This window comes from Blautia sp. 1033sp1_1033st1_G9_1033SCRN_220408, assembly GCF_040929965.1.
GTDB lineage: Bacteria > Bacillota > Clostridia > Lachnospirales > Lachnospiraceae > Blautia_A > Blautia_A ammoniilytica.
In genome coordinates, this window is the sequence record NZ_JBFKZO010000019.1 from 13,607 (window position 1) to 34,338 (window position 20,732).

Annotated in this window: 19 protein-coding genes; 4 read left to right on the plus strand and 15 right to left on the minus strand. The window is 45.2% G+C overall.

All coding sequences use genetic code 11. The features are described 5' to 3' along the window. Positions 1-5: 5 nt before the first annotated feature. The 14 genes from AB5916_RS12945 to AB5916_RS13010 form a co-directional block, all read right to left on the minus strand. Positions 6-578: a sugar isomerase gene (locus tag AB5916_RS12945; RefSeq protein WP_158422391.1), complete on the minus strand. Its 573-nt coding sequence runs from the start codon at positions 576-578 to the stop codon at positions 6-8. Between the two features lie 82 nt (positions 579-660). Next, entirely contained in the window at positions 661-1,350 is a 690-nt protein-coding gene (locus AB5916_RS12950; RefSeq protein WP_158422392.1) for a ribulose-phosphate 3-epimerase, read from the minus strand. Positions 1,351-1,432: 82 nt separating this feature from the next. After that, a complete protein-coding gene (locus AB5916_RS12955; RefSeq protein WP_368191303.1) occupies positions 1,433-2,377 on the minus strand; it encodes a carbohydrate kinase in 945 nt (314 codons plus the stop codon). Positions 2,378-2,422: 45 nt separating this feature from the next. After that, positions 2,423-3,913 carry a xylulokinase gene (xylB, locus tag AB5916_RS12960; RefSeq protein WP_173727837.1) on the minus strand — a complete coding sequence of 497 codons (1,491 nt, stop codon included), beginning with the start codon at positions 3,911-3,913 and terminating at the stop codon, positions 2,423-2,425. 85 nt (positions 3,914-3,998) lie between these two features. After that, entirely contained in the window at positions 3,999-4,640 is a 642-nt protein-coding gene (locus tag AB5916_RS12965; protein ID WP_368191305.1) for a hypothetical protein, read from the minus strand. Between the two features lie 178 nt (positions 4,641-4,818). Further along, positions 4,819-5,775 carry an ABC transporter permease gene (locus AB5916_RS12970; RefSeq protein WP_173727835.1) on the minus strand — a complete coding sequence of 319 codons (957 nt, stop codon included), beginning with the start codon at positions 5,773-5,775 and terminating at the stop codon, positions 4,819-4,821. Positions 5,776-5,790: 15 nt separating this feature from the next. Continuing rightward, complete coding sequence (locus AB5916_RS12975) at positions 5,791-7,311, minus strand: sugar ABC transporter ATP-binding protein (RefSeq protein WP_158422397.1); 1,521 nt, start codon at positions 7,309-7,311, stop codon at positions 5,791-5,793. Positions 7,312-7,325: 14 nt separating this feature from the next. Further along, positions 7,326-8,351: an ABC transporter permease gene (locus AB5916_RS12980; RefSeq protein WP_158422398.1), complete on the minus strand. Its 1,026-nt coding sequence runs from the start codon at positions 8,349-8,351 to the stop codon at positions 7,326-7,328. A gap of 112 nt (positions 8,352-8,463) precedes the next feature. After that, the gene (locus AB5916_RS12985) at positions 8,464-9,564 is read right to left on the minus strand and encodes a sugar ABC transporter substrate-binding protein (RefSeq protein ID WP_173727833.1); all 1,101 of its coding nucleotides are present in this window, start codon (positions 9,562-9,564) and stop codon (positions 8,464-8,466) included. Between the two features lie 172 nt (positions 9,565-9,736). Further along, positions 9,737-10,648 (minus strand): allose kinase, encoded by a 912-nt coding sequence (gene alsK / locus AB5916_RS12990; protein WP_368191308.1) that lies wholly within the window; start codon positions 10,646-10,648, stop codon positions 9,737-9,739. A 21-nt stretch (positions 10,649-10,669) separates the two neighbouring features. Beyond that, the gene (locus tag AB5916_RS12995) at positions 10,670-11,644 is read right to left on the minus strand and encodes a ketose-bisphosphate aldolase (protein WP_368191309.1); all 975 of its coding nucleotides are present in this window, start codon (positions 11,642-11,644) and stop codon (positions 10,670-10,672) included. A 93-nt stretch (positions 11,645-11,737) separates the two neighbouring features. Further along, on the minus strand, positions 11,738-12,928 hold the full coding sequence (locus tag AB5916_RS13000; protein ID WP_368191310.1) for a diphosphate--fructose-6-phosphate 1-phosphotransferase: 1,191 nt from the start codon (positions 12,926-12,928) through the stop codon (positions 11,738-11,740). A 3-nt stretch (positions 12,929-12,931) separates the two neighbouring features. Continuing rightward, positions 12,932-13,879 carry a transketolase family protein gene (locus AB5916_RS13005; RefSeq protein WP_262583078.1) on the minus strand — a complete coding sequence of 316 codons (948 nt, stop codon included), beginning with the start codon at positions 13,877-13,879 and terminating at the stop codon, positions 12,932-12,934. Between the two features lie 2 nt (positions 13,880-13,881). Next, the gene (locus AB5916_RS13010; protein WP_158422403.1) at positions 13,882-14,727 is read right to left on the minus strand and encodes a transketolase; all 846 of its coding nucleotides are present in this window, start codon (positions 14,725-14,727) and stop codon (positions 13,882-13,884) included. 279 nt (positions 14,728-15,006) lie between these two features. On the opposite strand from AB5916_RS13010, the gene deoC reads away from it, so the two are divergent. The 4 genes from deoC to AB5916_RS13030 all read left to right on the plus strand — a co-directional run bounded on the left by deoC (position 15,007) and on the right by AB5916_RS13030 (position 19,037). After that, positions 15,007-15,660, plus strand: coding sequence for a deoxyribose-phosphate aldolase (gene deoC / locus AB5916_RS13015; RefSeq protein ID WP_368191311.1), 654 nt, complete (start codon positions 15,007-15,009; stop codon positions 15,658-15,660). 23 nt (positions 15,661-15,683) lie between these two features. Continuing rightward, positions 15,684-16,487: a DeoR/GlpR family DNA-binding transcription regulator gene (locus tag AB5916_RS13020; RefSeq protein ID WP_368191313.1), complete on the plus strand. Its 804-nt coding sequence runs from the start codon at positions 15,684-15,686 to the stop codon at positions 16,485-16,487. A 304-nt stretch (positions 16,488-16,791) separates the two neighbouring features. Then, positions 16,792-18,054 carry an ROK family protein gene (locus tag AB5916_RS13025; RefSeq protein ID WP_368191314.1) on the plus strand — a complete coding sequence of 421 codons (1,263 nt, stop codon included), beginning with the start codon at positions 16,792-16,794 and terminating at the stop codon, positions 18,052-18,054. Continuing rightward, positions 18,051-19,037, plus strand: coding sequence for an N-acetylmuramoyl-L-alanine amidase (locus tag AB5916_RS13030; RefSeq protein ID WP_368191316.1), 987 nt, complete (start codon positions 18,051-18,053; stop codon positions 19,035-19,037). The genes AB5916_RS13025 and AB5916_RS13030 overlap by 4 nt, the downstream gene beginning before the upstream one ends. Positions 19,038-19,135: 98 nt before the next feature. On the opposite strand, the gene AB5916_RS13035 is transcribed toward AB5916_RS13030, so the two are convergent. Then, complete coding sequence (locus AB5916_RS13035) at positions 19,136-20,674, minus strand: sodium/proline symporter (RefSeq protein WP_368191318.1); 1,539 nt, start codon at positions 20,672-20,674, stop codon at positions 19,136-19,138. Positions 20,675-20,732: the final 58 nt, after the last annotated feature.

Sequence of the window (20,732 nt, forward strand, 5' to 3'; positions counted from 1 at the left end):
ATTGGTTACTCAAGATTTGCATGATACTGCCAGAGAGCCTTCATATCAATATTGCGGCTTTCCACGATCATCTTTGCCAGAATATCCCCAAGAAGCAGTAAACACTGTTCAAACAGGGAAGTCATGATCTGGCAGGAATCGATTTCATCTTCCAGATACAGCTTTGTACGTACCGGGATCCTTACCATATAATCTGCAATCTCTTTCATCTCGCTGTTTGGGTTAGAGCCAATATGTACAATCTTGCAATCCACGGTTTTTCTTGCCTTTTTTGCAATTCCAAGCGGAAAAAGCGAGCCGCCGGAGCCTGAGCCAACAATCAGAAGATCCTTCTTCGTGATAGCCGGTTCTGTAATCTCACCAACATAATGAGCTTTGATTCCCAAATGTGCCAGCCTTTTGCATACGCATTGAAGAGCCAGCATCACACGGCCAACTCCCACAAAAAATACCTGGTCTGCGTTTAAAATGTCCTCTGTCAATCGTTCCAGTGCAGCAGCATCAATGCTGGCCATGGTTTTTTCCAGTTCTGCAAAAACATCTTTACAGGTTTTTTCATAATCCTCTTTGAATCCCATCTTGTTCCCTCTCTTTTATGTTATAAAATTTATCCACTGATCAGAGCCGGCTTATGCTAGATCAGGCCTTTTAAGTCTGGCATCATAAGATTTCCCTGCGAAGCTGCTCTAATCTGGCAAAGCTTCCTGAAAGATCATTTCGATCCAGACAGGTTGTACCTGTTACAAATACATCTGCCAGATCCTTTCCATAGGTACGGATATTATCTGGTGAAATACGTCCATCCAACTCGATCTTGGTATCAAGCCCTCTTTCATTGATCATCTGGCGCAGCTGGCGGATCTTCCTGTCTGCATAAGCCACCTGCTTTTCCCCTTTCAGGAAAGCGTAGCCTGGATTGATCAGCATCAAAAGCACACTGTCACATTTATCCAATACATATTCTACGGTAGATAAAGGTGTGGACGGTTTCAGTGCAATTCCTGCCTTTACGCCTTTCGCATGGATCCGGTTGATCATGCCGTCAATATGTGGCTGTGTCTCTGCATGGAATACGATCTGCTGCACTCCTATATCCAGAAGCTCATCCACAAAAAAGTCCTGATTCTCCACCATCACATGACAGTCAAAAAACATATCTGTTTTCTGGCGCAGCTGCCTTACTGTATCCAGACCCAAAGGCATGCTTGGACTGAAATGGCCGTCCAGAATGTCCACATGAAGCACCTGGATCCCTGACTGCTCAAGGATACGGATCTGGCTTTCCAGATTACACATATCCAGACAGATCAGAGACGGTGATATAATACATTTTTCTTCCCAAACTGACATAAGGTTTCCCTCCTGAATTTATTTGATGAACCGTTGTAACTGTAAGGGTACGAAACAGCCACGAACCGGTTCTGTAATCCTGTTATTTATTTTCCCTGATATAAGCTTCGATAGTTTCCCTGGTTGGAAGGGAATCAATGGCACCTTTACTCTGTACGCAGATGCAGCCGGAAATGTTACCATATTCCATAGCATTTTTAACGATCTGTGCACTCAGGTCTGTACTCTTTTCCACTCCCTGGATACGAAGAGAAGAGAGAAATGCACCCCAGAAAGCATCTCCTGCACCGGTAGCATCCACAGCCTTTACCTTACGACCTGCTACATGGATCACTTCCTCTCCCAGATATGCACAAGCTCCCTCAGAGCCTAGGGTTTCCACTACCATTGCGATCTGGTTTTCTTTCATCAGATCCTGAATATGCTCCTGTCCACCCAGCATTTCCACTTCTTCCTCTGAAATCTTCAGGATATCCACATACGGAAGTATGGCCTTTACTGCATCTGCACATGCCTGCTGATCATCATTCCACATAAGATTGCGGTAATTCACATCAAAGGATACCAGTTTTCCAAGATCATGACCTGTTTTCAAAGCTTTGATTGTGGCTTCTGCCACAGGACTTGCTGATAAAGAACAGGAACCTGCATGTATGATCACAGAATCTGCAATATCCGATTCTTTTACTTCATCCGGAGAAAGCAGCATATCTGCCCCTGGCTTTCTGGCGAAAGTAAAGGTTCGTTCCCCATCCTCCTGAAGCGTAACAAACGCAATGGTGGTAATCGCCTGATCTGTAAGCTCCGGCACATTCTGTTTCACCTGATTTTCTTTAAGTGTATCCATGAGAAAACGTCCAAAATCATCATTTCCCACCTTACAGGTAAGGGAAGCCTTTAATCCGTTTTTCACAACTGCAATGGCCACATTGGCAGGAGCTCCCCCGGCCCTGCGAAGATAACTGGCAGGCTCGCTTCCAGGTATCATATCGATCACCATTTCTCCGATAGAATATAAATCCATCATCTCATATACCGCCTTTCACATTAAGTGTCAATAATCCTTCGTGTATTACCTGATCCGTGGATACAGCTCTTTCACACTGTAATACAGATCATGGAAAATCTCCTGTTTTTCATTATATATTTTTACATTTTCAGGGATTGGCTCCACAACCTCCGGACTCATGGTCACAGCTGCCTGGCAGCCCTCCTTAATATCTTTAAAAAATCCGACTCCCACAGCCGCAAGGATCGCTGCTCCCTGGCAGGCTTCTTCCTTCACATTTGTGGAATATACCGGCATATTCAGCACATCCGCCTGGATCTGCTTCCAGGTCACTCCTCTTGCAGCCCCTCCGGATGCGATCAGCCTGGATCTGTCCACCTTCATTTCATCCAGGATATACAGGCATTCTTTCAGATTAAACAAAATCCCTTCCATAGCAGAACGTACCAGATGTCCCTGCTGATGCATCATGCTTAATCCAAAGAAAACACCTTTTGCATAAGGATCATTATAAGGCGTCCTTTCACCTGCCAGATAAGGAAGAAAATATAAGCCATCCGCTCCTGCAGGCGTAAGTCCGGCTTCCTGATCAAGCTTTGCAAAGCTCTGATCCGTTTTCAACATATTATTTCGCAGCCAGCTTAATACACTTCCGCCGTTCAGCGTACCGCTTTGAACAACCCAGCGCTTTGGAACTGTATGACACCATGTCTGGATCCGCATTTGGGGATCAAAAATCGGCTTATCCACAACCACCGCCAACTGGGAAGAGGTACCGATATTGCAGGTAATAAACCCTTTTTCAATAATCCCATTGCCTGTAAGGGCAGCCATACTGTCCCCGGCACCGCAGATCACCTTCGTGCTGGTAGAAAGCCCGGTCTCCTCTGCAGCCTTTGCTGTCACATGTCCTGCAATTTCATAGCTTTTATGCACAGACGGCCAGATATCTTCTTTTAGATCCAGACGTTTGAATAATTCTGTACACCAATGATAATTCTTTACAGAAAATCCCAGTGCAGCCCCTGCATCTGTGTATTCTGTGCTGATTTCTCCACAAAGACGGAAGCTGATATAATCCTTTGGAGACATAACATACCGGATCCTGTCATAGGTTTCCTTCTGATGCTTTTTCAGCCAGTACAGACTGCTGATCATCATCCCTGCACTTGGCTGGTTCAAAAGCTCCTCTGTCATCAGATCCCCGGCAAGAGCACGGATTTCCTTAAGATCTACACTGCTTCTCTGATCAAGATGGATGATTGCATTACATGCCAGCTGTTTGTTCTCATCCAGTGCCACCATTCCATGCATCTGTCCGGAAAAACCAATCCCAGCTATGTCCCGGCCCTGGAGCCCGGCCTCCTGCAAAGCTTTTTGAATGGACTTTTTAACAGCCTCCCACCATTCCAGCGGATCCTGTTCCGCATAAGAAATCTGCGGGATCTGTATCCCGTAACTGGCATTTCCTATCCCTGCTGTTTTTCCATTTTCATCCATGATCAGTGTTTTTGTACTGGATGTTCCCAGATCAATACCCATGAAATAGTTCATAACTAATCTCCTATTTTTCTATTATTTCTATTTCAACACTATTGGTATCTACAACAAGCGTCCTGTAATTTTCAAGATCTATCCCTTACTTTTTATTAAAAGTAACCTTTCCTTCAAGAAATTCAAATACCTTAGTGCTCATCATCACTTCCCGTAATTCTTCCGGATCCATCTTCGCTGCAGACTTGTATTCATCTACATCCGAAAAGCCTGCTGCCTCTGCCTGTGTCTTGATCTGCTCCTTGAGTTCTTCATCTGTAACAGCCAGATCTTCCGCATCTGCGATCGCCTGCATGGCAACCAGCTTTTTACTGTAATCAGCCCCCAGCTTTTGAATATATTCTTCATAAGTATCCTCTGTCAGACTTGAATCATAATATTTCATAAAATCAGCCAGCGACATCTTATACGTATCTGCATAATTCTGCAGCTGATCCTTTAAAGTGGAAGTATTCCGGTTCACAAAAGGAGTGGGAAGTTCTTTAACAAAGGTACTGTTCTTCAGCAGGTAATCTCCTATATCATTCTCAATCCCGCTGGTATCCCCTTCATTGGCCTCCACCGGGATGGAACTGTAATCTGCCAGCTCCACATAGGAACCTGCATCAAACTGTGAAAGATAAGATGCCTTTGATTCTGAATCATCCTGCTGTCGCTGTTCTTCCTGCCCTTCCTTTGCCTTCCCTGCTGCCGGAACCTGCACGGTTCCAAATAATGATACTGTCATAGCGCAAATGATACAAAACCGAACTTTTTTCTTCATTGCAATTCCTCCGATGTCTCAAAATCAAAAGTATTTTCCTGTCTGCTGAAATGTTATTTGTGTAATAACCGCATTACAAAGTAATTTCCTATTGCTGAAGCAAAGAGCAGGAGAAAAGACTTCTCCTGCTCTTTAAAGAAAATTATTTTACAATAATATCTCTGCCTTTAGTATCTGAATTCAGATATACGGCTACGATCAGGATGACACCAATAATAATATCTTTCCAGAGAGGATCTACTCCCATCATGTTAAGTCCTGATGTAATTGCAGTGATGGTAATAACACCAATCGTTGTACGGAGCACGCTTCCACGGCCGCCTGCCATGGATGTTCCGCCCAATGCTATGGAAGCAATGGCTGAAAGTGTAAGTGCATCACCGATGGTAGGCACCGCTGATTTCTGTTTGTATGCATAAAGCGCACCTGCCAGAGAGCTGCATGCACCGCTGACCACAAAAGCCATGATCTGTGCTTTATCTGTATCCACACCTGCAAGCCTGGTAGAACGGATATTGGCGCCTACTGCAAAGATCGCCCTTCCGGATGGTGTATACTGCTGGAAAATATAGAGCAGGATCACTACAACGACTGCAAATAAGAAAATAATGGGGATCCCTGCAATCTTACTTGTCATCCAGGTAATTTCTTTTCTGTATTCCATTCCTACTGCCACAGAACCATTGGGGCAGAAATACAAAGCGATAAATGCCCATAAGTTCTGAGTACAAAGAGTTACGATAAAGGACGGAATCTTTAATTTTGTTACGATCACACCATTCAACATGCCAAGGAGCACACCGATCACCACCATGATAGGGATGATCCAGTTGCCGAAACGGCTTACATAAAGACCTGAAATAACGCAGGTAGCTGATACCATGGCACCGGATCCCAGATCAATACCACCTGTAAAGATGATAAATGACAGGCCTCCTGCCAGCAGGATCAGCGGAGAAACCTCAACCAGAAGGTTCTGAAGGCTGTATGCACTGATAAAGGTAGGATTTAAAATTGTAAATACAAGGAATACCAGCACAATACTGATAACTACCATGTACTGTGATAAATTGGATAAACTGAATTTTTTCTGCTTCATTTCTCTTCTGCCCTCCTACATCATAAAATGTACAACTTCCTGCTGGGAAGGTTTGAAGTCTACAGGGCAGTCAAAGGATCCGCTGATCAGACCGTCTCTGAAAACAATAACATTACTGGATAAACCAAGACATTCATCCAGAGTATCACCAATTACAATGATCGCATGACCGGCAGCTGTCATCTCACGTACCAGACGGTAAATCTCCTGTTTTGCACCTACATCCACACCTCTGGTAGGATGATTCAGGATCAGCACCTTACAGCCACTTTCAAGAACCCTTGCAAAAATAACTTTCTGTGCATTACCGCCGGAAAGCTGTGAAATACGTTCCTTAGGTCCGGTACATTTAATACCTGCTTCCTTGATCCATTTCAGTGCTGTCTGACGGATCTTCTTTCCGGACAGAAGGCCTTTGCTCTTCATATGCTCCCAGCTGGATATGGTAATATTGTCTTCAATGGAAAGAATGCTGACCATTCCTTCATCTCTTCGATCCTTAGGTACTGAAAGGATCCCTGCTTTCCTTGCCTGATAGGAGTTGCCGAATCTGACTTCTTTTCCCTCTATCAGGATACGTCCTTCTGTAGGTGCTACCTGTCCCACCAGACAGTTACATACATCCTCTGCACCGGATCCGTCCAGACCTGCAAGTCCCAGCACTTCTCCTTCATGAAGCTTAAAGGAAATGTGGTTAAATACACCAAAAAGACTTAAATCATCTACCTCAAGAACCACTTTATCTGATGGCACGCTCTGCTGTGCCTCCACATAAAACTCTCCTGTAGTCGCTCTTCCTACCATCTTCTCATACAGAACATCAATATTCGCTTCTGCAGTAGGAAAAACAGCTGTTTCCTCACCATCCTTAAATACGTAGATCGTATCTGTGATCGCAAGGATCTCATCCAGATGATGGGAAATAAATACAATACCATTTCCTGCTGCCTTCATCTTCCGGATCTGTACATACATCTCCTGGATCTCATCATCAGAAAGCACGGTGGTAGGCTCATCAAGAAGGATGATCGCATGTCCTTCTGCTGCTTCTGTTACAACATCCAGCACTTTTGCGATCTCAACCATCTCTCTGGTTGCCATATCAATATCACGGACCTTTTTACCAGGTTCCAGTTTAATGTCAACACGCTCCAGTGCTTTCTTTGCATCCTTGTTCATTTCTGCCCAATTTACAAGTCCTGCTTTGGAGTACTTTTTCTCACGGCCCAGGTAAATGTTCTGGGCAACTGTAAGATTTGCTACCAGGGACTGCTCCTGGAATACCATTCCAATGCCCTGCTTATTCGCATTGATGATGGATGTTGCTACATAAGGCTTACCCATGTAAAACATCTCTCCCATGGAAGGAGTCTCAACACCACTGATCAGCTTCATCAGAGTAGATTTACCGGCTCCGTTCTCACCGATCAGGCCGATCACCTCGCCGCTGTGGATCTTCATATCAATATCATGCAAAACAGTATTGGATCCATATGTTTTGCCAACGCCTTTTGTTTCAAATAAAACTTCACCCATATGTATCCCTCCGTTTACTTCACTACAGTCTTTCTGTTATGCTCTACTGTAAGCGTAACAGCGATAATAATGATAATACCCTGGATGACCTTTTTAAGGTTTGTATCAACGCCCATCAGGGTCAGCCAATTTGCCAGCTCCGTATAGATCAGCACACCTACAAAGGTCTGAAGGGAACCGCCCTTACCACCGCTTACGGAACCACCGCCAAGTACGATAGCTGTAACAACCGGGAACATCTGGTTCAATCCAAGGTTAGACTGTCCAAGCTTTAATCTCATACACTGAAGTACACCTGCGATGGCTGCTGTACATCCGCATAAAGCGTACACCTTGATCTTGGTACGTGTAATATTAATCCCTGTAGAAGCTGCTGCCGCTTCATTGTCACCGATTGCAAATACTGCACGACCGAATGCAGTATAGTTCATAATGATCGCTCCTATGATAAACACAGCAAATGAAATCAATGTAATGTATGGAATCCCGAAAAGCCTTCCCTGAGAAATAGCAATAAACATAGGATCCTTAACCTGAATTGGTGTACCTCTGTAGATCAACACTGCTGCGCCTGTCATAATACAACCAACTGCATAAGAAACAATAAAGCTTGCGATCCTTCCTTTTGTATGAAGGAATCCAACTACTGTACCCACTGCCAGCCCGATCAGAATAGCAATAAGCACACCGAAAATACCGAAATTATTTGAATTTGAATTATTAACAACAAGAAAAGCAACTAAAGATCCGGCAAAGCCCATATTTCCTTCAATGGAAAGGTCAATGCTTCCAAGAAGAAGGACAAAGCTCAGACCAACGGAAATTACCAGCGGAATAGACATCTGGAACATAATATTTACAATGTTCGCCCAGGAGAAAAAGTTTTTCTGGGAAATGCCTCCGATCGCAGTCATGATAACCAGCAGGATCAGAGGAGCATATCTTCTGACCTTATCCATTTTTGCATTGTCTTCTGCCTGGGTAACGAACTGCTGACTAACTGTCATTTTCTTTATTAAGTCACGCCGTTTATTATTCATAGAACATCCTCACATCCAGTTTTTAACAGATGAGGCGAAATGCGGCATGCATTTCGCCTCTCTTGTCATAATCCTATCTTGCTGCCGGAACTCTCCCGGGCAGCTTGATTATTTATTCTGCTGCTTCGTCTGCTGCTGCACCATCTTCCTGATATTTGTCGATGCAGAAGCTAAGGTCTGAATAATCATATCCAGGATCCTGAGTCTCGATGAATTTGGAGATAATGTCATCTGCGTTGTCAGCTGTTACAAGTGTAGTCTTGCAGAAGATCAGACGTTCTGCAGGATCCATACCCTCTACGTCAAGGCTGCCAAGAGCTGCCTGGATTGCGTAAGATGCGCCATAACCAGCGATGCAATATCCATCGTTTGCATTTGTGATAACAAGGTCACCGTCTTTAACTGCGTTAAGAGCTGCTTCGATACCGTCACATCCGCTAACTTTGATCTCGCCGTTCTTTCCAGCGTTCTTAAGAGCTTCAACAGCACCAAGTGCCATTGTATCGTTTGCGGAGAAGATACCTTTCAGATCCGGATAATTAACGATCCAGTTCTCTACAAGTGCCATAGCGTCTGACTGGCTCCAGCTTGCTGTCTGGCTGTCAACTACTTCGATGTCCGGATAATCTTTTAATGCTTCCTCAAATGCTGCATGTCTGTTGGTAGCGGAGTCATCACCAAGAAGTCCCTGAAGCTCTGCAACCTGGCCTTCACCACCGATAGCCTCGAACAGTGCAGATGCGGTAGCTTTACCGATTGCCATATCATCCAGCATCAGAGATGCTACAAAGTGAGGATAATCTGCCGGATAAAGGCCCTCAGCCCTGTGTGCAAGGATAGATACATAAACGCCTGCATCTTCACATGTCTCAGCAATATTTACTGTGTTTGCTGTAGAAGAAGGGTCAACTACGAAGATTGCCTTGTCGCCATACTGTGCAATATAGTCCTTGATTCCCTGGATCTGCTTGTTGTCATCGCTGTCGCAGGTAAGGATATCTGCCTCAACTCCGTAATACTCTGCTGCCAGCTGAGCTCCCTTAGCTTCCTGTGCCCAATACTCATTATCCATGGAATGGATGCAGATTGCCAGATGATACTCGGATGGATCAACACCTTCCGGAGCTGTGAAGCCTGCTGCTGATACTGTAGAAGCAGTAGCTCCCATTAACATTGTTGCTGCTAACATTGTTGCCAATACCTTCTTGCTCATAAAAAATACCCTCCTTATTTTTGCTACGGCATCTTGTATGTCGTTGCCTTTGATGTTTATATCTTAATTCATTTAATTAATAATGTCAACAAACTTTTAAATTCATTTGGTCATTTTGTCGAATGTTACAATTAATTATATTTGAATTTATTCACATTCAACAAAAAAACTGTTACTGTAGTGCAGTGTATGCATTGAGAGCTGCTCCGATCACCCCTGCTTCTGCATCTGGTGACGCAGGGACGATCCTAAGGGAAGCCCTTGGCTCCGGTGTTCGCAGGTTTTCTTTTACATTCCGGATAAAGTACTCCATAGGGAAGCCGGGCATCTGTGTCACCCCGCCGCCAAGCACAACACACACAGGATCCAGGATCGTTACCTCTGTAGCTGTGGCAAGGGCGCACATACGCACCACATCCAGCACATCCGGCTGATCCCCGTACTTTACAAAGATGTCAGAAACCTGACACTTATAATGCTCTCTGGCAATCTCTGCCAGTACTTTCCCACAGGCACGCAATTCAATGCATCCTTTTTTCCCGCAGCCGCACATCTTTTCAAGACCGTCCACAGGAATATGTCCCAGCTCACAGGATGAGCCGGTATAGCCTTTGTATACCTTTCCATCAATGCTCATGGCGTTTCCAAGGCCAGTGCCAATGTACACGCCGATCACGATCCCTTCCTGCCCCATATGGTTCTTCCACAAATCATACAAAAGAGAGGTATTCACATCCCGCTCCATAATCACCGGAAGTCCCCACAGGTTTTCCAGAATTGCTTTCAGCGGAAGATTATCAAAGCCCTGGATATTTGGGGAATTGTAGCATATGGTCCGGTCCCGGTTCATCAGGGAAGCAAGAGAAAGGGAAATGCACATAAAGTTTGAAACTCCCCCGTTCTCTTCCAGCACCGGATCCAGCAGCTGCTTTAAATATTCCCCCTTATCTCTGGCATCTGACAGTCCTTTGGAAGGAATCTTGTCAAACTGCTTCAATGTATAGTCCTTTGTCACCACTCCATACCGCAGATTGGTGCCTCCAATTTCCACACAAAGAAAAAACTTTTCATCCATATCCTTCATACTTCACACCTGTCCTAAAAGTTATGCCCGGTCTGCACTTCCCATAATATCGATCTTATGGAGATACAGTTCCTTCATCAGCGGGCGGATCTTCAAAGTAAACGCACGGCTGTCAATCGCTCCCGGTTCTTCATCCAGGATACGTCTGGTATTTGCCAGCCCACAAATCCATCCGTCTGTAGCAATATTAACCTTGCACACAGCAAGCTTGGACGCCTTGCGTACCTGATCATCAGGGATACCCACTGTCTTTTCAATATGTCCTCCATGCTCATTGATCATATCCACATATTTCTGGGAAATATTGGAGCATCCATGAAGCACGATGGGGAAGCCAGGTTCCTTGTCAGAAATATACTGAAGGATATCATAGCGCAGTTCCGGCAGGGTTCCGTCTTCATTGGGAACCATTTTCACCAATCCATGGCAGGTTCCTATGGAGATTGCCAGACTGTCGCAGCCGGAACGGCGGATAAAATCTACTGCCATTTCCGGATCCGTATACATACTTTCATCTGTACCTTCGGTTCCATCCTCCTCCTTTCCTTTTAATATGCCAAGCTCTGCCTCTACTGTAACACCATGTGCGTGGGCATATTCCACCACCTTTTTGGTCAGTGCGATATTCTCCTCAAAAGGCAGGTTGCTTCCATCGATCATAACGGATGAAAAGCCTCCTTCAATGGCCATCACGCACTGTTCATAGGTCATGCCATGATCCAGATGAAGGGCTACCGGAATCTGTAATCCGGCTTCTTTGATCCGGTCTGTTGCTACCTGGGCAAGCCTTGCAGTCATTTCATGTCCCAGCTGACGGTGAAGATTAGGTGATACCAGCAGGATCACAGGAGATTTCTTCTCGATCACTGCATCGATCATGCCATTCAGCTGTTCAATGGTTACAAAATTCAAAGCCGGGACTGCATAGCCTTCACGGTATGCCTTTGCAAACATCTCTTTCGTATTTACAAGCCCCAGTTCCTGATAAGTGTACATTACTGTTTCCTCCTTGTTTTGGTCATATACTTCAGACAGACCTGCTCATCCAGGCTGTCCTGATTCTGTCTATATTCAGTTTCTGTCCCTGTCTTAATGGCTGATTCCATCCAGCTCCACGTACTCTGGCAAATCACCGATCAGCGGAAGGATATAATCCATATAAGCTTCTTTGATCTGATGGCGGTTACCCTCCAGGTAGGACAGATCCATCACTCTTTCCACATCAGCCACCTGTTCCAGATCCAGTGTCTGTATCTCGGTCCTGTATGGGCTGCTGCTGATCCTGGTAAGTGTAACCATTTTCCCGCTTTCTCCGGCAAAAGCACGCTTCACAGCTTCGCTTCCAAGCTGCTGTGCCTCTGTTTTGTCAATCTCAGAAGCATCATGTGCGCCACACCTTTGCATCAATCCCAGGTCAATGCAGCGGATCTTGCAGGTAAAATGTTTCCGCAGAAGATGATTCAGGTAAGGGGTGATTCCTCCCATATTTTTGGACGGATCATCTGCTTTATTAACAGTTGTATCCTCAAAAAGATATCTGACGTCTGCTGTCTTGACTCCTTCTGCCACTACTGCAAAGCATTTGCCTTTTTTCTGTATAACCTGGGCCACATCATTTACAAACTGTTCCGGGTCAAAAACCACTTCCGGTACATAGATCAGATCCGGTCCCCATCCAGTTTTCCCGGCTGCGGCTGCAGCTGCAGCCAGATATCCTGTATTACGACCCATCACTTCCACTGCCATGATCAGATCTGTATCGTAGGTATACATATCATGAACCAGTTCTGATATGGTGATCACAGTATGACGGGCAGCTGATGGAAAACCAGGTGCATGATCCACAATGGCAATATCGTTATCCACTGTCTTAGGGATCACCATCAAACAACATGGATAACCAGCCTTTTTCAGGTGCTCACACAAACGGTGGCCTGCTGCTACAGAGCCATTGCCGCCATTAATAAAAATGTAATAGATCTGATATTTTTTCAGAGTTGCAAGAATCCGGTCATAATCCTCTTCCGTATCCTCCCGCACTGTATATCTGCAGGAGCCAAAAGCCATGGACGGTGTATTACGCAGACGCAAAAGCTGCATTTCATCCATATCTGTACAGTCATACAAATGGTCATGAAGCAGGCCATCAATTCCATGCAGGCTTGCATACAGCTTGTCGCCTTTTTCCAGAAGTTCCTGGCATTCCCGGATCACACCGGCGGCAGAACAGTTGATCACTGCCGTAGGTCCTCCGGATTGTATATACAAAGCATTTCTCATGTGTCAGTCTCCCAGGCCTTTCTTCTTTTTCAAAATCAGTTCTCTAACTGCCTTTTCTATGTATTCTGCTGAAATCCCAAACTTATCTGCCAGGAACTTTTTATTTCCAACCTCACCAAAGGTATCCGGTACTCCCACTCTGCCAAAAGCTGCATGACAGTTCTCTGCCAGCACCTCTGCTACTGCACTGCCAAGTCCGCCATAAATATTATGATTCTCAGCAGTCAGGATCGCCCCTGTTTCCCTGGCGCAGCGGATCACCAGCTCCTGATCCAAAGGTTTGATGGTAAACATATCTACCACACGCACCTGGATATTTTCTTTTGCCAAATTCTCTGCTGCTTCCAGTGCATAACCAACTTCAATGCCGCAGGCGATCACTGTAGCATCTGTACCATCCCTTACAATATTTCCTTTGCCAATCTGAAATTCTTCTGTGCCGGAATAGTAAACGGTCTTTCCTTTTCTTGGGAAGCGCAGATACATCACACCATAGGTATTTGCCATTTTCTTCAGGATCTCCTGGAGAAGATAAGGCTCGTCAATATCCATAATGGTCATCCCGGGAAAAGATCGGTAGATTCCCACATCCTCAAAGGGCATATGGGTACCACCGTTGGTTTCTGCGGTGATCCCAGGGTCTGAACCTATGATCTTCAGATTCGCCTTATTGTAGCAACCTGATAAAAAGGTCTGGTCTGCACATCTTCGGGAAGCAAAAGGTCCAAAGCTGTGTACAAATGGGATCTTCCCTTTTATGGACATCCCGGCAGCTACACCGATCATATTGGCTTCCATGATCCCCATATCAAAGGCCTGCTGTGGAAACTCCTGAAACAGTCCGGCTGTTCCCATGGCTCCGGCCAGATCCGCATCCAGGTATACCACCTGGGGATTTTCATCCATCATTTCTGCCATTGTCTTATAAAAAACCTTTCTCAGTTCCTCCACAGTTACGCCTCCTCCTTTTCTTTCAGCCTTCTGTCAAGCTCCTGATAGAAGTCCGGCAGATTTTCTTTCTTCACTTCTGTGGAATGGCAGTTCGCCATCTCCTCATAATAACGGATTCCGGCTCCCTTCACTGTATGTAAAAGAATCACGGAAGGTTTGTCCTTCACTGCTTTTGCTTCCTGGATCGCCTGATAGATCTGTCCGGTGTCATTTCCATTCTGAACAGAAACCACATGATAACCAAAGGCTCTGAACTTATCCTCAATACTGCCAAGACAGCACACCTGGTCTGTAGGTCCATCCAGCTGTTTGCCATTCACATCTACAAAAGTGATCAGATGATCCAGCTTATGATGTGCTGCAAATAATGCAGACTCCCACACCTGGCCCTCATCCAGCTCTCCATCTCCCAAAATCATATATATATAAGAAGTTTTCCCATCAAGCTTGTCTGCCAGTGCTGCACCTGCTGCCAGGGATGCCCCCTGCCCAAGGGAGCCTGTGGAAATATCCACCCCAGGAGTTTTCAGCCGGTCTGTATGGCTTGGAAGAATGGTATTTCCTTTGTTCAATGTATCCAAAGCCTCTTCCGGAAAAAAGCCTTTGGCAGCCAGTACCGCATACATAGCCGGTCCGCAATGTCCTTTTGACATAACTACAAAATCCCGGTCTGCTTTCCCCGGATCTGCCGGATCCACCTTCGCCACTCCGCTATAAAGGACTGCAAAAGTGTCTGCAATGGAAAGTGATCCACCTATATGGCCCTTCCCTTCAGATGCAATAGCCCTTAAAATATTCTTTCTGATTTTGACTGCCAGACGATCTGCCTGCACTTTGTCAAAACTCATATATATCCCCCTTTCTGTCTTGGTTGCTTCATTTTGATTGTTTTTGATTGTTTTATCACTTTTTCTTTTTAGATATTAACATAAAGCCTGTGAAATATCAATATATTTTTGGTTTTTTGTTCATTCTTTTTATATATTATATATTATCGCTCATTTTCGCTCATTTTTAATTGACGAATCGCTCATCATGGTTTATAATGATCGTAATGAGATTGCAAAGCGCAATGCAATCCGTATAATTAATTAAGATGATTTCTATGTAAAGGAAAGGAGTATTACATGACACACAGCGAAGTATTAAAAATGGTAGACCACACATTACTGGCACAGACAGCCACCTGGGAGGAGATCCGTCAGATCTGCGACGATGGGCTTCGTTACGGCACAGCTTCCGTATGTATCCCCCCCTGTTATGTTGCTGCAGCAGCAGAGTATGTACAGGGCAAGCTTCCTATCTGTACAGTGATCGGCTTCCCAAACGGCAACCACACCACAGAAGCTAAGATCTATGAAGCCAAGGATGCCATTGCAAATGGTGCATCCGAGCTGGATATGGTGATCAATATTGGCGCATTAAAGGCTAAAAATTACGCTTATGTGCAAAATGAAATTGAAAAACTAAAAGAAGTATGTGATAATAAAATATTGAAAGTAATTATTGAAACCTGTCTGTTAAATGAAGAAGAAAAGATCAAAATGTGTGAGATCGTCACTCAGGCAAAGGCAGATTATATCAAGACCTCCACCGGGTTCTCAACTGGCGGCGCTACCTTTGACGACATTGCACTCTTTGCTAAATATGTTGGACCAGATGTTAAGATCAAAGCTGCCGGAGGCATCTCCTCTTTTGATGATGCAGAGAAATTTATTTCCCTTGGTGCTTCCAGGCTTGGCACAAGCAGGCTGGTAAAAATAGAAAAATCCCTTTCCTGACGGGATATATAATGGAGATGTTTATGCTAGCTACGGAACGTAAGAAATTAATATTGGATTATCTTGACCAGAACCATACTGCATCCACGCAGACACTTTGCGATCTTACAGGTGCTTCCCTTGCCACCACCAGAAGGGACCTTGCACAACTTGAGGAGAAGGGTCTTCTTACGCGTACACATGGCGGCGCACAGAAGCCGGAGCAGTCTGCTGCCCCCGAAAAGGACGAATCCAATTATTTCCAGGTTTTCTCCTCCATCAAAATGGCAGATGACCAGTTCGAGTGCAAGAATGCTATTGCCCAGAAGTCCATTGACCTTATCCATTCCGGCGATATCCTTTTTGTAGGAGCCGGTTTTACAGGTTCTCTTCTCTGCCGTCACCTGAACAAAAGTGACAAGAAGGGGATCACAGTTGTTACCACTAACATTACCGGTGCGCTGGAGCTTGCTTCCAATCATGATATCGGTGTTTTTCTCCTTGGAGGCAATATCCATCTTGGAAGCAACCATATTGAAACCCTGGACGAATCCATCATACAGAATCTTCGGAAGCTGTATTTTGACAAGCTGTTTTTCACTATTGACGGTGCTGACCTGGAATACGGTTACTCCATCACCAACCGGGCACAGCTTCCACTGTATAATTATCTCCTTCAGAATGTGAAAGATATTTACATGCTGCTTAATGAATCCAAATTCAACAAACGGGCATTTACCCATTTGTGCAGCCTGGACAGTATTCCCAATGTGATCACCAATGGGAATGCGCCTTCCCAGTACATTGAGTATTTTAAAGAGCATGATGTGAATGTATATTTCGCATAAATTTCCATAATCGTTTTTTCCTGCCGGATCATCTCCTTTGATGGTCCGGCTGTTTTTTGTCTGCCAGGTAATATTGTGGCTGTTATTTTATATCTGTCAAGTGATAGTCTGACTGTTTTTGTCTTGCATATGGCTTTTTTTTGCTATATAATACAATTGAATTAAGTAATAAATTGAAATAATCGTTTTATTTAAGGTTGTTATTCATCTGAACATTGTATTCACCCATTATGACTTGAGTGTGAGAACACCAAAATCCAGATTACAGTGTTCATCCTATAAAATGTTCTGAGAGGTATGACTGATGAAAGAAACCATGCGAGGCCTGAACCAGGGAAATATCCAGAATCTGAACCGCAGCCTTTTGCTGAATCTTCTGCGACGTGAAAAAGTATGTGCCAGAACCACATTGGCAGAACATTCTGGTCTAAAACAGGCAACAGTTACACATATTATCAATGACTTTATGAACTGGAATCTTGTAAAGGAAGTAGGATTGCTCACCGGCGTGAAGGGGCGCCGCTCCATTGCCATCTCCCTGAACACAGAGGATCTTGCGGTAGCCGGGATCCGGATCGCCAGACAGAATTTCTCTGTAGGGCTTTTCAATCTGTACGGTGAAGCCGTTATGATCCGCAGAACCAGTATTAAGCACGGGCAAAATGCCAGGGAGATCATGGACATGGTGTTCCATGCAATGGACAAAATGATCAAGCAATTTCCAGATAAAAAGATCCTTGCACTAGGGCTTGCCATCCCCGGCCCTTACAACCGTGTGAAAGGCCGGATTTCTGTTGTTACCGAAGTGGAAGGATGGGCAGACATTCCGCTGAAGGATGAATTTATGGAGCATTACAAGATTCCGGTGATCATTGAAGAGCATGCCAATGCAGCTGCGCTGGCTCAGTTCTGGTACAGCAAAGAGACGAATAATACTGATGTGCTGGTATATGTTGCTTTTGCCCAGGGTATTGGTGCCGGAATCGTGAACAACGGTGCCCTCCTGACAGGGTCTACCGGTGCTGCCGGCGAGATCGGACATACCACCATTGATATCCACGGCCCCAGATGTTCCTGTGGGAATTACGGCTGTCTGGAAGGCTATTGCTCTTCCATTACCTTTGTAAAAAAGCTGAATGAGGCCTTTGGCAAAAAAGATGAGCTTACTTTCTCAGATGCTGTTCTGCTGGTAAGGAAAAAAGATCCCACCGCAGTAAAGCTTTATATGGAAATGTGTGATTACCTGTCTATTGGCATTATTAATGTGATCAACAGCTTTAACCCTAGAGCCATCGTGATCGGAGATGAGATGGCTCATGTGAACCCCACCCTGATGCTGGAACGGGTAATCTCCAATGTACAGAAAAGAGTAGTTCCCCAGACAATGGAAACCACCTCCATCCGGTTAAGCTCTTATAAGCAGGACTCTATGGTTTATGGCGCTGCCATCATTGCAATCAACGATATATTTCAAAATCCTGCATACTATTTTGATCCGGAACAAGATCCACAAGGCACAGATGGCACACTGCACAGCCACTTCCGAAATGTGCGCTTTTCCTTATGAAACCAGCAAGAAAATCTTCCCCGCTATTTATCCTGCTGCTTGTGCTGTCCCTTTTCCTAAGCCCTGATGTCCCAGGCAATACTTCCGTACTTCCCGGGGCCATGCAGGTCCAGGCAGCCGGTTTTACAGGCTGGAAAGCAAACCGCACAGGGAAATATTATTATCAAAACGGCAAAAAACAAAAAGGCCTTCGCCGGATCAGGAATGCTTATTATGCCTTTGATTCCAGCGGAAGGATGCTTACAGGCTGGCAATACATCCGTGGACACTATCGTTATTTCGGACGACAGACCGGAAAAATGCGTACAAATGTGACTGTCCAGGGACGTAAGATCGATGCCCACGGGATCTGGACTCCTGTAGTTGTACTGGATCCAGGGCATTCCGGTGTGACTGCACAGGGAACCGAGCCTTTAGGTCCAGGCTCCCTAGAGCAAAAAGCCAGGGATAATCCTGGCACACAGGGTATAGCCACTGGTGTACCTGAGTACCAGCTGACCCTGACAGTAGCCCAAAAGCTGTCCGTTCTTCTAAAGAAACAGGGCTGCAAGGTCTTCCTTACCAGAACTGACCATAAGACAGCCAAAAGCTGCAGGCAGCGGGCTGCCATTGCCAATGGCAAAAAAGCAGATGCCTATATCCGGATCCATGCAAACAGCTTCACCTCCCAGCAGGCAGCAGGCGCCCGTACTGTGTGCGTAACAGCTGCCAATCCTTATCTTACCTCAAAGCAAATAAAAAGCAGCTATACTCTTTCAGAGGCTGTTCTTAATGCCTATGTGAAGAGTACAGGCTGCTTTAAAGAAAAGGTATGGGAAACGGACACCATGACCGGTAATAACTGGAGCAAGGTTCCCACTACCCTGATCGAGCTTGGATATATGTCAAATCCTGCAGAAGACCGTCTGATGCAGACGGCTGCTTATCAGCAGAGAATGATCCGCGGGATTTCAAAGGGCATCCGTACATTTTTCCTAAAATAGAAAAGGTATCGCCAAATCATCCCATCAGATGATTAAGCGATACCCTTTTTTTACCACTTCAAACTCTTTAAAATCTGTTACTGCATGTTTTCACTTTCTTACAGGTCAGTCTTTTTCTTTGCAAGCTCAAACTCTGCTTCAATCTCAGCAGATGGTTTCTTTGTAAGAAGACTGACTACCACGATCATCAATGTTCCAACCAGAAATGCGGGAAGCAGCTCATAAATCCCCCAAACGCCACCCATTGGCCGGATCAGGTACTTCCATACAAAAACCATAACTCCCCCGGAAATCATACCTGCCACTGCTCCAGGGAAGGTTGCACGCTTCCAGAACAGGGCACACATCACTACCGGGCCAAAGGCTGCACCAAAGCCTGCCCAGGCAAAGGATACAATACCGAATACAGAGCTGTCCGGATTCTTTGCAAGAAACAGACCAAGAACTGCGATCACAATAACGGTTGTCCTTGCAGCGATCATACTTGCCTTCTGGGACAGCTTCAGATGAAAAGCTTCCTGAAGCAGGTTCTGGGAAACACTGGAGGATGCTGCCAGAAGCTGGGAATCTGCTGTGGACATGGTACTTGCCAGAATACCGGAAAGGATCAGTCCGGCAAGCAGAGCCGGGATAATCCCATAGCCGGATAACAGGTCAGAAATCCTGACAATGATGGTCTCTGTATCTGCTCCGTGAAGTGTATCAAGAATACCTTTGCCACTTAATGCACGGCCTGCAATACCGATCACAACAACCAATGCCATGGAAATGGAAACCCATACGGAAGCAACCTTTCTGGAAAGCTTCAGCTTTTTCTCATCCTCAATGGCCATGAAGCGAAGCAGGAAATGAGGCATTCCGAAATATCCCAGTCCCCAGGAAACAGTAGTAATAATATGTAAAAGCGTATATGGTTCACTGGTTCCAGTCTCTTCAAGATATGTGCTTCCAAAGGAAAGATACCCTGGAAGGGATTTGGCATTGTCAAGCACTGCGCCAATGCCGCCTGCCTGTACAGTGGCAAAAATAAGGACTGTCATAATAGCCACTGTCATAATGATACTCTGGATCAGGTCTGTGATGGATGCTGCCAGAAAACCGCCGGTAGCTGTATATCCTACGATCACAAGAGCAGAGATCACCATTGCGGTCATATAATCCATGCCAAACAAAGATGAGAAAAGTTTGCCACAGCCGGCAAAGCCTGCTGCTGTATATGGTACAAAAAAGACAATGATCACCACTGCTGCAATAGCTGCCAGAATACTTCTCTTATCATGGAATCTGTTTGAAAAAAACTGAGGAAGTGTAATGGAGCCGGTGATCTGGGAATATCTGCGGATCCTTCTTGCTACCAGTAACCATGCCAGATAGGTACCTGCTGCCAGACCGATAATAGTCCATCCTACATCAGCCACACCAGACAGGTATGCCAGTCCAGGAAGTCCCATTACCAGATAACTGGACATATCTGAGGCTTCTGCACTCATGGCCGTTACAAAAGGTCCCAGCTTTCTTCCTCCAAGGAAGAAGTCGGATGTGGAAGATGTCTTCTTGGCACAGTGAAATCCAATGGCCAGCATCCCCAGTAGATACAGAAAAATCGTGATCAAAATACAAATGGTTGCCTGTGTCATAATAACTCCTCTTTCTTTTCCATATTTTGGTGTTTTGACACCAAATCTTCAAGTCGAG